Source organism: Cedecea sp. B1(4), from assembly GCF_059414925.1.
Window position 1 is genome coordinate 33,405 of sequence record NZ_JCAHMZ010000012.1, and the last position, 12,010, is coordinate 45,414.

The window sequence follows — 12,010 nt, forward strand, 5'->3', positions numbered from 1 at the left end:
TCACCCGCCTTTTTCGTTTCTGCTGAATTAAGAAACCGCGTCCTGGGAAGCGGAGCTCTCAATCGTCAGACGTACGTCCGAGGTCACAAGATCGGCCAGCATCTGGTAAACCTTGATGGTTTCGGTCGCGTCTGCATCACCGGTATCGCTGATATAGCCTTCATCGCGCAGGGTAAGAACCAGCGAGGTAAAGACCGCTTTATCAAAGAATTCCGGGGCGTTAATGCCGTGCAGAACGGACAGTCGCTGCGCCACCGTGCGGCTTTCGCGTTCCAGCGTCCCGCGGTTGATCGACGGGTTGGCACTCAACTGCCAGAAGGTGATGGCATACCGCTGAATTGTCTCGCGCACGCCCGCCGCCAGAAGCTGCAGAGTGCGTGAACGGTGAGGGTTGATCTGCACTTCGTCACCGACAACCATGACCAGACCCTGACGCTCCATCTCGGCGATCAGCGCATCAATTTCTCTGCCCAACTCGCTTTTTTCCCAACGCAGGAACAGCTCGGCTTTCAGCATCGGGTAAATGACTTCTATCTGACGCAGCAGCTCCGCGCGCGAGATGTGGCGATGCTGAGTAATGATGGACGCCATCAGCGACGGCAGCACCAGCATGTGCATGATGTTGTTGCGGTAATAGGTCATCAACACGGCCTGCTCGCGCGGCAGAATGATGATGTCACCGATGGTGTCTTTCTCCACCTCGAACTTGTTCATCTGCAGCGCGTGGTCGATCAGCGCGTCAGCGGAAACAGTTGGTGCGGTGGCGTCCGGAGAATACGGCACGTTGCGCAGCAGGTTCAGGTAGCAGTCGAGCTGTTCGGTAAGCTGTTCACGGGTCAGCGAACGCTGGCGTGAAGCAAGCAGCGCGGTACAGCACAGGTTCATGGCGTTAGCGGCCCCTGCGTTGTTGATACGCACCATGATATCGGCAGCGATATCATTCACCGTTGGCGTCAGCCAGGCCGGGCGAATTGCTTCTATCGGATCGATAGAGTCTTTCCATTCCGGAACATGCTGGTTCAGGTAGGTCATCAGCGGCAGCGGTTCGCCGAAGTTAACGTAACCCTGGCCGAGGTTGCGCAGCTTACTCAGGCCGCGCACCATCTGCATGAAGCTCTCTTTTTCTTTGGTCGCACCGCGTAGCTCTTTCGCGTAAGTGCCCACTTCCATGACGTGCTCGTACCCGATGTAAATCGGCACCAGAGTGATCGGGCGGGTGCCGCCGCGTAGCATGGCCTGAATGGTCATCGACAGCGTGCCAGTCTTAGGATCCAGCAAACGGCCGGTACGGGAGCGGCCACCCTCGACAAAGTATTCAACGGAATAGCCGCGGCTGAACAGCTCGCCCAGATATTCGCGGAATACCGTGGAGTAAAGCTTGTTGCCCTTGAAGGTACGGCGAATAAAGAACGCGCCCAGGCGGCGGAAAATCGGCCCTGCTGGCCAGAAGTTCAGGTTGATCCCGGCGGCAATGTGCGGCGGAACCAGCCCCTGGTGATAAAGCACGTAGGAAAGCAGCAGATAGTCCATGTGGCTGCGGTGGCAGGGCACATAGACGATTTCGTGGCCATCATGGGCAAGCTGGCGCACGCGTTCGGCGTTATGCACGTTAATGCCCTGATAGAGGCGGTTCCAGGTTAACCCTAAAACGCGGTCCGTCAGACGCACGGCTTCGTAGGAGAAGTTCGCGGCAATCTCTTCCATCAGAGCGACGGCGTTTTGCTGCGCTTTTTCGTGGGAGATTTTCTTGCTGCGAGCTTCATCTTCTACCGCGCGGGCAATCGCTTTTGACGCCAGCAGCTTGTTGAAGAGATCCTGGCGAACCGGCAGGCGCGGGCCAACGGCGGCCAGGCGCTGGCGGGCAAAGTGAGTGCGCGCCACGCGAGCCAATTTTTGGGCAATAATCTTGTCCGTGCCGTGTTCGGTTGCCATGCGCCGAAGCGAAACCGGCGGCGAGAAACGCACGAAGCTATCGCGACCCAGCCAGGAAACCGCAAAGAATTTCTGGACGCCGTTCAGCGTGCGTAAAGGCGGGTTGATTTCACCTTTTTCGCGCCCTGGCGAGCGGCCGAACATCACGGAAACCGGCACCATCTGTACATCGAGATCGGGATTGCTGCGGTGCAGATCCAGATAATCGTGGAACAGTTTTACCGATTCTTCTTTTGGCGTGTAATAGGTGAAGACGCGCGGCCCGCCGTGGATAAACACGTAGCGCGGCAGCAGTACGCCGTCAATTTCCAGAGGTTCCAGCGGGTCGGGCAGATCGTGATCCAGACATTGAGCACGCAGCGTCAGTAAGTCTGCCTTAGAATTGTAGGGCAGGACGTACATGATGGGGCGTGAAGGGTCCAGACCGAGTTCGGTTTGGGGATCCGCCGGGATAGACTTGCTCTTTACCAGAACGCTTAATGGTAAATTCAGTAATTTGTAGTAAATTCTTGGCCAGCCTGACATAAATGATGTAAAGCCTCAGGTTAATAATGCAAATGCGCCGCAAGGATATCAGAAACTCTGGGGAATTTCTGTGGCGCTGCGATTTAGACTCAGCGAGCATTGATGCTCAATATTTAAAAAGGTTTCCTTGAATGGCGAATAATACCACCGGCATCACCCGCATTATTAAGGCTGCAGGCTACTCGTGGAAGGGGCTACGTGCGGCCTGGATCAACGAAGCCGCCTTTCGTCAGGAGGGCGTAGCGGCGGTTATCGCTGTCATCATCGCCTGCTGGCTGGACGTGGACCCCATCACACGTATTTTACTGATTGGCTCGGTTGTTTTGGTGATGATTGTCGAAATCCTCAACAGCGCCATTGAAGCGCTGGTTGACCGTGTCGGCACCGAGTACCACGAGCTTTCAGGGCGAGCCAAAGATATGGGTTCGGCCGCGGTATTGATAGCGATTATCCTTGCGGTTGCGACCTGGGCCACCTTGCTTTGGTCACATTTGCGATAGCACTTCCAGAATAGTTTAAGTCGCTGGTTTTTTGCTTAATTTGTGGTTTCAAAATCGCCCGGGCCTGTATATACTCACAGCATGACTGTATAAACACCCAGGGGGCGGAATGAAAGCACTAACTACCAGGCAGCAAGAGGTGTTTGATCTCATTCGGGATCATATTAACCAGACCGGCATGCCACCTACGCGCGCCGAAATTGCACAACGTCTGGGGTTCCGTTCTCCAAACGCCGCGGAAGAGCATCTTAAAGCGCTGGCACGTAAAGGTGCCATCGAGATTGTTTCTGGTGCATCACGCGGCATTCGTCTGCTGGTTGAAGAAGAAAATGGCCTGCCGCTGGTGGGCCGTGTTGCCGCCGGTGAGCCGCTGCTGGCGCAACAGCACATCGAGGGCCACTACCAGGTTGACCCTTCTCTGTTCAAGCCGAATGCCGATTTCCTGCTGCGCGTCAGCGGCATGTCGATGAAAGATATCGGTATCATGGACGGTGATTTATTAGCCGTTCACAAAACCCAGGACGTGCGTAATGGCCAGGTCGTTGTCGCGCGTATCGACGATGAAGTGACCGTAAAACGCCTGAAAAAGCAGGGTAACACCGTGCACCTGCTGCCGGAAAACAGCGAATTCCAGCCTATTGTGGTCGATCTTCGCGAGCAGAATTTTAGCATTGAAGGCCTGGCCGTCGGGGTGATCCGCAACGGTGAATGGCTGTAACACCTCTTCCGGTGGTGCGGTAACTCTGCCGTGCCACCTGCCTAAACACCTCTCTTTTTTCCTCTGGATCATTCCCATGCGATTCTTTTCGTCAACGGATGGTGCGCTGTGGCGGCTTGCGCTGCCGATGATTTTTTCCAACATCACCGTTCCGTTACTGGGCCTGGTCGATACGGCGGTCATTGGCCATCTTGATAGCCCGACCTATCTCGGCGGGGTGGCTATCGGCGCAACGGCGACCAGTTTTCTCTTTATGCTGCTGCTTTTTCTGCGCATGAGCACCACCGGGTTAACGGCACAGGCGTTTGGTGCGAACGATCCGCAGCGGCTGGCGCGCGCGCTGGTTCAACCCCTGATGCTGGCGATGATCGCCGGGCTGGCTATCGTGGTTCTGCGTTATCCACTGATCAACCTTGCTCTGCACGTTGTTGGCGGTAATGACGAGGTGTTGTATCAGGCAAGGCGGTTCCTGGAGATCCGCTGGCTTAGCGCTCCAGCATCACTGGCTAATCTCGTGCTGTTAGGCTGGTTGTTGGGCGTTCAGTATGCGCGGGCGCCGGTCATCCTGTTGGTCGTCGGCAACCTGATTAATATCGTGCTCGACCTCTGGCTGGTGATGGGACTGCACATGAACGTGCAGGGGGCGGCGTTGGCCACGGCGGTGTCCGAATATGCGACGTTTATCATCGGCCTGGTGATGGTGCGGAAGGTACTGAAGCTGCGGGGCATCAGTTGGGCTAGACTCAAAACGGCCTGGCAAGGGGACTTACGCAAGCTGCTGGCCCTCAACCGCGACATTATGCTGCGTTCGCTGCTGCTGCAAATTTGCTTTGCTTCAATCACCATTTTTGGTGCGCGTCTCGGCAGCGAAATTGTCGCCGTTAACGCCGTGCTGATGACGCTGTTGACCTTTACCGCCTATGCGCTGGACGGCTTTGCTTACGCCGTAGAAGCCCATTCAGGGCAGGCTTACGGGGCGCGTAACCGTGGGCAGTTGCTCGAAGTTTGGGGGGCTGCGTGCAGGCAGGCGGGGCTGGTTGCGATAGCATTTGCCGCTATTTATGCTTTTGCTGGGGGGCAAATTGTCGCGCTGCTTACCTCCCTGCCGGAGCTTCGTGTTCTCGCAAATCATTACCTTGCCTGGCAGGTTATTCTGCCGGTCGTGGGCGTTTGGTGTTACCTGCTTGACGGCATGTTTATCGGCGCGACGCGGGGTGCCGAAATGCGTAACAGCATGGCGGTTGCGGCGCTGGGCTTTGGCGTGACGATGCTTACGTTGCCTTTGTGGGGTAACCACGCCCTGTGGCTGTCTCTGGCGGTGTTTCTGGCCTTGCGTGGCCTGTCGCTTGGCGTCATCTGGCGGCGCCACTGGCGTAATAATACCTGGTTCGCTACATCGGGCGGCCATTGATCGAACTTCCTGGCCTTCGTTAACCCTGCTCCTGTCGTGCTGATTTCTCGTTTCTAAGATGAGGAATCAGCGTTCCATCGCTTTTAATAATGGTTAAAGATTCTGAGTTTTAAATTTAACTCAGAATCCTTGTCTACAATTACCTTTACATCCAGCAGACAGTGGATGTTTTCCAGAAAGTCAGCATCCTGCAGTCCGGATGCGAAAATCTAAACCGAACGATGAGGAGATGATGATGAATAAGGACGAAATCGGCGGTAACTGGAAGCAGTTCAAAGGCACGATCAAAGAGAAATGGGGTAAGCTGACCGATGACGATATGACCGTCATCGAAGGGAAGCGTGACCAGTTGGTGGGTAAAATCCAGGAACGCTATGGCTACGCCAAAGACCAGGCAGAGAAAGAAGTGAAGGACTGGGAGTCCGGGAGCAATTACCGCTGGTAATCTGGCGGACCCTCATATGTGCTAATCAGTAAGTAAGACCAATCCTGCCCGGGTACAGGGATGTACCACTCCCTCTTAACGCTTTTTCTTCGGCTGTACTGAATGATCGTGATCGCAGGCGCCGTGGTGGCTACAGGCTTCAACTTCCGAGCAATCAGCGCACAATCCGTGGGCTTCAATCACGTTATGGCGCAGGGCAAACCCCATTTTGGACGCCAGTTTCTGCATAATATCTTCCACACCCTGAGCGGCCTGTTCTTTCACGGCCCCACATCTGTCGCAGATAAACATGGCGGAAGAGTGGGTTGGATGATCGATAAAATTACACAGCACGTAACTGTTGTTGGATTCCACGCGGTGCACAAAACCCTGCTCCAGCAGAAAATCCAGCGCGCGATAAACCGTTGGAGGCTTAGCCTGTGGCTCGCTAACGCGCAGGAGATCCAGCAGGTCATAAGCGCTGATGGCCCCGGTTTGCTCGGCCATCAGGCGCAAAACCTCGAGACGCTGTGGCGTCAGGCGTACATTGCGTTGCAGGCAGAGCTTTTCAGCCTGAGCTAACACGTTTTGCGAAGTTGTGGTATCCATCAGCCTCTCCCGGTCATTGACGCAATACTTTACCATAATGCGGATAAAACGCCGAATCCTGGTACATACTGACCCTATCTACTCAGGAGGAAGTGATGCAAAAACCTGATTGTATTCGTCACTGGCGCGAGCTGGAAGGCGAGGATGACGCAACTTACCCGGACAGCGCGGAGCTGTTTTCTATTGGCGCTCCTCTGGCCCGTAATTTCGGTTTAACCCGCCTTGGGATTCACCATGAGCGTATTCCTCCGGGCCGCAGAACCTCTTATCCCCACGCGGAAAGCAGCGAAGAAGAGTTTGCGTATGTGCTCGAAGGGCACCCCGAAGTGTGGATCAACGGTCATCTTTGGGCGCTCGAGCCGGGCGATAGCGTGGGATTTCCTGCCGGAACCGGCATTTGCCATACCTTTATTAATAATACCGAACAGGATGTGCGGCTATTAGTCGTAGGTGAAGCCAATAAAGCCGAAAATAAAATTTATTACCCGCTAAATCAGTCTTATGCCGTGCAGCGGCAGGATCGTTGGATAGATCATCCGCCTCAATTCTTTGGCCCGCACAACGGTCTTCCTTCACGAAAGCCAAAGGGTAAACTATAAATTAATTAGCATGGAAACAATAAGACGTTAACCCTGAGGATATATCTGGGATCCTGATGGTTCAAATATCCATCTTTTTATCACGCTATTCACAGCAATAGTCTGCCTCTGTTCAGTCATAACTGTCAGGGGCGAATTACTTCATCTGACAATCAGACAGGCGTGCTGTGAATGAATAAAATAAAATCTTCGGTGGCGACACTCGCCGCAACCTTCTTTATTGCCCATCAGGCCGGGGCGGCAGGGACCTGGTCCGAAGCGCGAAACGATGCGATGGGGGGCACCGGCGTGGCTTCGGCTAATTATGGCAGCGGCGTATTAATCAACCCGGCGCTATTAGCCCGGTCCAAACCAGACGACAATATTACCGTTATTTTACCGTCTGTCGGGGCGCAAATAACGGATAAAGACAACCTCCAGGATCGCATCGACGATATCAGCGATAAAGTTGATAACTATAAACAGGCCATTCGGTCGTTAACGCCGCGAGATATTCTTCTAAATCCGAACGGGACGTTAAATCAGTTCCGCAGTGCCGCCGGGGATTTAGCCAACGAGCTTGAAGATTTACGGGGCGAAACGGCGAATGCCAAAGCTGCCGCAGGGATTGCGGTCAGTATTCCAAATGACACTCTTTCCGTAGCTTTCGTCACCAAAGCTTACGCGCGTGCGAAAGTCAGCTCGGATATCGATCAAAACGATATCAATTACCTACGTAGTATCCAGAATTCCAGCGCGGTGGCGGGAGGCGTGGCGATTGATGCGGCGTTAAATGGCTCAGATCGGATCACCCGCAACCTGAACTCAACCGCTTCCGGCCGTGCGGCCATCGTTTCTGATTATGGTATTGCTCTCGCCCACAAGTTCGATGTTGGCGGCGTCCCGGTTTCCGTTGGCGTCACGCCAAAACTGCAGAAAACCTGGCTGTATAATTACACAACGTCCATTTACGACTATCGCAGCGGCGACTGGAAGAACAGCCAGTACCGCAACGATGACACTGGATTCAACCTTGACGCAGGCGTGGCGGCCGATTTTGGCGAGAACTGGACAGTCGGCCTGAGCGGCCAGAATCTGGTGTCCCGCGATATCGACACGAAAGATATTCGCATCACTAACGGGCGTACCGGCGAAGTACGGAACTACAAAGATACCTATCAAATCAGCCCGCTGGTGACCGCCGGGGTAGCCTGGCATAACGAGCTGGTGACCCTGAGCGCAGACGGCGATCTGACCGAAACCAAAGGCTTTAAAAGCGAAGACAACTCTCAGTATGTGGGTGTTGGCGCTGAGGTGAGGCCACTTTCCTGGCTGGCGCTGCGTGCCGGCTATCGTGCGGATGTGAAAAGCAATGACAGCAACGTCTTTACCGGCGGGGTAGGGTTCGCGGCAGGCAAACACGTCAATATCGATTTGATGGGCCTGTACGGCGAAGACCAAACTTGGGGCGCGGGGGCGCAGTTGAGCGTGGCCTTCTGATGCTGAATGCCGGGGCAGCCTGATGCCCCGGCGCTGCTTTATGCTATAGTAGCGACCCTTTTTTAATCGTAGCCTGCGTAAACGTATGTCCTCACAAAGCAACCAGACTCCTTTCCAGCCGCACCGTTTCTCCATTGCGCCGATGCTTGACTGGACCGATCGCCACTGCCGCTATTTCCTGCGTCAGCTGTCCCGCCACACGCTGCTGTACACCGAAATGGTGACCACCGGGGCGATCATCCACGGTAAAGGGGACTATCTGGCCTATAGCGAAGAAGAACATCCGATTGCGCTGCAGCTTGGCGGCAGCGATCCTCAGGCGCTGGCACATTGTGCAAAACTCGCCGAAGCGCGCGGCTACGATGAAATTAACCTGAACGTGGGCTGCCCGTCTGACCGGGTGCAGAACGGGCGCTTTGGTGCCTGCCTGATGGGTGAAGCACAGCTGGTTGCCGATTGTATTAAAGCGATGCGCGATGTGGTTTCTATTCCGGTGACGGTAAAAACCCGCATCGGCATTGATGATCAGGACAGCTACGAATTTCTCTGCGATTTCATTGGCACTGTGGCAGGCAAGGGCGAATGCGAGATGTTTATCATCCACGCGCGTAAAGCCTGGCTCTCTGGCCTGAGCCCAAAAGAAAACCGTGAAATTCCACCGCTGGATTATCCACGCGTGTACCAGCTCAAGCGTGATTTCCCGCAGCTCACCATGGCGATTAACGGCGGGATTAAGACGCTGGAAGAAGCGAAAACCCACCTCGAGCATCTCGATGGCGTGATGGTCGGGCGCGAGGCTTACCAAAACCCAGGCTTGCTGACGACGGTTGACCGCGAAATTTTCGGGGCAGATGTTGCGGACAGCGATCCCGTTGCCGTGGTGCGAGCGATGTATCCATACATTGAACGCGAACTGGCAAACGGCACCTACCTGGGCCATGTAACTCGGCATATGCTTGGTTTATTCCAGGGAATACCGGGCGCGCGTCAGTGGCGCCGTTACTTAAGCGAAAACGCACATAAAGCCGGGGCAGGCATTGAAGTGGTTGAACACGCGCTGTCTTTGGTTGCCGATAAACGCCAGCTTTAGTCTTTAGGCCACCGGGAGAATTCAGGTATTGCGGAGCCGATCACAAGCCTGAACTTAATCCCGGTGGCGTCATTTCTTTTACTTATTAAATCTGCGACTATCCTTTCGCAGTAACAAGAATTCATCGCGCTGTACCCTACATACAGCACGAACAAAAAAGAAAGGGCTTCCTCCGGGAAGCCCTAATTCTTTCTGAATTTTGAAAGAATTACGGAATCAACAGGCTTGAACCCTGCGTGGCACGGCTCTCCAGCGTCTGGTGTGCAAGCACCGCATCCTTCAGTGCAAATTTCTGGTTTTCCGCGACATCCACCTTAATCGCGCCGCTGGCGATCAGCGAAAACAACTCGTGGCAGGCTTCATCGAACTCGGCGCGGGTAGTGAGATAGCCGTTCAGAGAAGGGCGAGTCACGTACAGCGATCCCTTCTGGTTCAGAATGCCCAGGTTCACGCCGGTCACCGGCCCGGAAGAGTTACCAAAGCTCACCATCAGCCCTCGGCGCTGCAGGCAATCCAGCGACGCTTCCCAGGTCTCTTTCCCGACGGAGTCATACACGACCGCCACTTTCTTGCCGCCGGTCAGCTCTTTGACGCGCTCAGAGATATTTTCGTGCTGATAGTTGATGGTTTGCCACGCTCCGGCCTGCAAAGCGCGATCGGCCTTTTGTGCTGAACCGACGGTACCAATCAGTTTGGCACCCAGCGCTTTCGCCCACTGGCAGGCAATTAAGCCTACACCGCCCGCCGCCGCGTGGAACAGGAAGGTTTCATTGGCTTTAATTTCGTAGGTTTTACGCAGCAGGTAAAACACGGTCAGGCCTTTCAGGAAAGAAGCTGCTGCCTGTTCGAAAGAGACAGTATCCGGGATTTTAGCGACTTTATCGGCTGGCGCATTGTGAACGCTGCTGTATGCGCCCAGGCCAGACTGCGCGTAAACAACGCGATCGCCAACCTTCAGGTGAGTGACTGTGCTGCCGACCTTGCTGACAACGCCAGCCGCTTCGGTACCCAGCCCGCTCGGGAGCGCAGGTGGCGGATAGAGCCCGCTGCGGATATAGGTATCAATGTAGTTAATACCTATCGCTTTATTCTCAACCTGAACTTCGTTCTCCGCCGGATCTTTCGGCGTAAACTCAACGGCTTTCAATACTTCTGGCCCGCCGTGTTGGCTAAATTCGATGCGCGTTGCCATGGAAACTCCTTGTGTCGAAGAGTGACAAGAATGGTTATACTTCCCGGTCTCTCACTATGAATTTGGTAGCTCCCTCACTATGGCAGGAAATAAACCCTTCAACAAACCGAAAGAACCCCGCGACCGTCAGGTAGAAGGGCTGAAGATGCCGCCGCACTCGCTTGAGGCGGAGCAGTCGGTGTTGGGCGGTTTAATGCTGGATAACGAACGCTGGGACAACGTCGCCGAGCGCGTGGTCGCTAACGACTTCTTCAGCCGTCCGCACCGCATGATCTTTACCGAAATGCAGCGCCTGCTCGAAATGAGCAAACCCATCGACCTGATTACGCTTTCTGAATCCCTGGAACTCCAGGGGCAGCTCGAGAGCGTCGGTGGTTTTGCTTATCTCGCGGAACTCTCTAAAAACACGCCAAGTGCGGCGAACATCAGCGCTTACGCGGATATCGTGCGCGAACGTGCGGTGGTGCGCGAAATGATTGCGGTCGCCAATGAAATTGCCGATGCCGGCTACGACCCACAGGGGCGTACCAGTGAAGATTTGCTGGATCTGGCAGAATCCCGCGTTTTCCAGATTGCCGAAAACCGCGCTAACAAAGATGAAGGCCCTAAAAGCATCGACCAGATTCTGGAAGCCACAGTTTCCCGAATTGAGTCCCTCTACCAGACGCCGCACGACGGCGTCACGGGGGTGGATACCGGCTACCAGGATCTGAACAAGAAAACAGCGGGTCTCCAGCGCTCTGACCTGATTATCGTGGCCGCTCGTCCGTCGATGGGTAAAACCACTTTTGCGATGAACCTGTGCGAAAACGCCGCCATGCTGCAGGACAAACCGGTACTGATTTTCAGCCTCGAAATGCCCGGCGAGCAGATCATGATGCGTATGCTGGCGTCGCTGTCGCGCGTGGACCAGACCCGAATCCGTACCGGCCAACTGGACGATGAGGACTGGGCGCGTATCTCCAGCACCATGGGCATTTTGCTCGAGAAGCGCAACATGTACATCGATGACTCTTCCGGCCTGACGCCAACCGAAGTGCGCTCCCGTGCCCGCCGTATCTACCGTGAGCATGAAGGTTTAAGCATGATCATGATTGACTACCTGCAACTGATGCGCGTGCCGTCGCTGTCCGACAACCGTACGCTGGAGATCGCCGAGATTTCCCGCTCGCTCAAGGCACTGGCAAAAGAACTTCAGGTTCCAGTGGTGGCGCTGTCGCAGCTTAACCGCTCCCTGGAACAGCGCGCCGACAAACGCCCGGTCAACTCCGACCTGCGTGAATCCGGCTCCATCGAGCAGGATGCCGACTTGATCATGTTTATCTATCGCGACGAGGTTTACCACGAAAACAGCGACCTGAAAGGTATCGCGGAAATCATCATCGGTAAGCAGCGTAACGGCCCGATCGGTACCGTACGCCTGACCTTTAACGGCCAGTGGTCACGCTTCGATAACTATGCCGGGCCGCAGTACGACGAAGAATAAAAATCCTCGTCATCCTTCAAGCCACAGCGGCGTGGGCTGCACTCT

Annotated in this window: 11 protein-coding genes; 8 read left to right on the forward strand and 3 right to left on the reverse strand. The window is 54.9% G+C overall.

All coding sequences use genetic code 11. The annotated features are described in order from the left end of the window. Positions 1-27: 27 nt before the first annotated feature. Positions 28-2,457 (reverse strand): glycerol-3-phosphate 1-O-acyltransferase PlsB, encoded by a 2,430-nt coding sequence (gene plsB / locus ACR6JA_RS20370; RefSeq protein WP_494494271.1) that lies wholly within the window; start codon positions 2,455-2,457, stop codon positions 28-30. 131 nt (positions 2,458-2,588) lie between these two features. Here plsB and ACR6JA_RS20375 point away from each other — a divergent pair, with 131 nt between their 5' ends. From ACR6JA_RS20375 to ACR6JA_RS20390, 4 genes are all read left to right on the forward strand, one after another. Next, positions 2,589-2,957 carry a diacylglycerol kinase gene (locus ACR6JA_RS20375; RefSeq protein ID WP_494494270.1) on the forward strand — a complete coding sequence of 123 codons (369 nt, stop codon included), beginning with the start codon at positions 2,589-2,591 and terminating at the stop codon, positions 2,955-2,957. 109 nt (positions 2,958-3,066) lie between these two features. Further along, positions 3,067-3,675, forward strand: a complete 609-nt coding sequence (lexA, locus tag ACR6JA_RS20380; protein ID WP_008455837.1) for a transcriptional repressor LexA — start codon at positions 3,067-3,069, stop codon at positions 3,673-3,675. A gap of 76 nt (positions 3,676-3,751) precedes the next feature. Then, positions 3,752-5,086, forward strand: coding sequence for an MATE family efflux transporter DinF (gene dinF / locus ACR6JA_RS20385; protein ID WP_166877598.1), 1,335 nt, complete (start codon positions 3,752-3,754; stop codon positions 5,084-5,086). A 235-nt stretch (positions 5,087-5,321) separates the two neighbouring features. Continuing rightward, complete coding sequence (locus ACR6JA_RS20390; protein WP_008455833.1) at positions 5,322-5,531, forward strand: CsbD family protein; 210 nt, start codon at positions 5,322-5,324, stop codon at positions 5,529-5,531. 75 nt (positions 5,532-5,606) lie between these two features. Here ACR6JA_RS20390 and zur read toward each other — a convergent pair whose 3' ends face one another. Further along, positions 5,607-6,119, reverse strand: coding sequence for a zinc uptake transcriptional repressor Zur (gene zur, locus ACR6JA_RS20395; protein ID WP_008455832.1), 513 nt, complete (start codon positions 6,117-6,119; stop codon positions 5,607-5,609). A gap of 95 nt (positions 6,120-6,214) precedes the next feature. On the opposite strand from zur, the gene ACR6JA_RS20400 reads away from it, so the two are divergent. The 3 genes from ACR6JA_RS20400 to dusA all read left to right on the forward strand — a co-directional run bounded on the left by ACR6JA_RS20400 (position 6,215) and on the right by dusA (position 9,287). Further along, positions 6,215-6,718: a cupin domain-containing protein gene (locus ACR6JA_RS20400; RefSeq protein ID WP_008455830.1), complete on the forward strand. Its 504-nt coding sequence runs from the start codon at positions 6,215-6,217 to the stop codon at positions 6,716-6,718. Between the two features lie 171 nt (positions 6,719-6,889). Further along, on the forward strand, positions 6,890-8,197 hold the full coding sequence (locus ACR6JA_RS20405; protein ID WP_494494269.1) for a conjugal transfer protein TraF: 1,308 nt from the start codon (positions 6,890-6,892) through the stop codon (positions 8,195-8,197). 85 nt (positions 8,198-8,282) lie between these two features. After that, entirely contained in the window at positions 8,283-9,287 is a 1,005-nt protein-coding gene (gene dusA / locus ACR6JA_RS20410) for a tRNA dihydrouridine(20/20a) synthase DusA (RefSeq protein WP_166877589.1), read from the forward strand. A 208-nt stretch (positions 9,288-9,495) separates the two neighbouring features. On the opposite strand, the gene ACR6JA_RS20415 is transcribed toward dusA, so the two are convergent. Continuing rightward, positions 9,496-10,479, reverse strand: coding sequence for a quinone oxidoreductase (locus tag ACR6JA_RS20415; RefSeq protein WP_213714905.1), 984 nt, complete (start codon positions 10,477-10,479; stop codon positions 9,496-9,498). A gap of 79 nt (positions 10,480-10,558) precedes the next feature. On the opposite strand from ACR6JA_RS20415, the gene dnaB reads away from it, so the two are divergent. Then, a complete protein-coding gene (gene dnaB / locus ACR6JA_RS20420) occupies positions 10,559-11,965 on the forward strand; it encodes a replicative DNA helicase (protein ID WP_008455821.1) in 1,407 nt (468 codons plus the stop codon). Positions 11,966-12,010: the final 45 nt, after the last annotated feature.

Coding starts and splice junctions, on each gene's coding strand:
- plsB (WP_494494271.1), bottom strand. CDS start 2,457: ATGTCAGGCTGGCCAAGAATTTACTACAAATTACTGAATTTACCATTA.
- ACR6JA_RS20375 (WP_494494270.1), top strand. CDS start 2,589: ATGGCGAATAATACCACCGGCATCACCCGCATTATTAAGGCTGCAGGC.
- lexA (WP_008455837.1), top strand. CDS start 3,067: ATGAAAGCACTAACTACCAGGCAGCAAGAGGTGTTTGATCTCATTCGG.
- dinF (WP_166877598.1), top strand. CDS start 3,752: ATGCGATTCTTTTCGTCAACGGATGGTGCGCTGTGGCGGCTTGCGCTG.
- ACR6JA_RS20390 (WP_008455833.1), top strand. CDS start 5,322: ATGAATAAGGACGAAATCGGCGGTAACTGGAAGCAGTTCAAAGGCACG.
- zur (WP_008455832.1), bottom strand. CDS start 6,119: ATGGATACCACAACTTCGCAAAACGTGTTAGCTCAGGCTGAAAAGCTC.
- ACR6JA_RS20400 (WP_008455830.1), top strand. CDS start 6,215: ATGCAAAAACCTGATTGTATTCGTCACTGGCGCGAGCTGGAAGGCGAG.
- ACR6JA_RS20405 (WP_494494269.1), top strand. CDS start 6,890: ATGAATAAAATAAAATCTTCGGTGGCGACACTCGCCGCAACCTTCTTT.
- dusA (WP_166877589.1), top strand. CDS start 8,283: ATGTCCTCACAAAGCAACCAGACTCCTTTCCAGCCGCACCGTTTCTCC.
- ACR6JA_RS20415 (WP_213714905.1), bottom strand. CDS start 10,479: ATGGCAACGCGCATCGAATTTAGCCAACACGGCGGGCCAGAAGTATTG.
- dnaB (WP_008455821.1), top strand. CDS start 10,559: ATGGCAGGAAATAAACCCTTCAACAAACCGAAAGAACCCCGCGACCGT.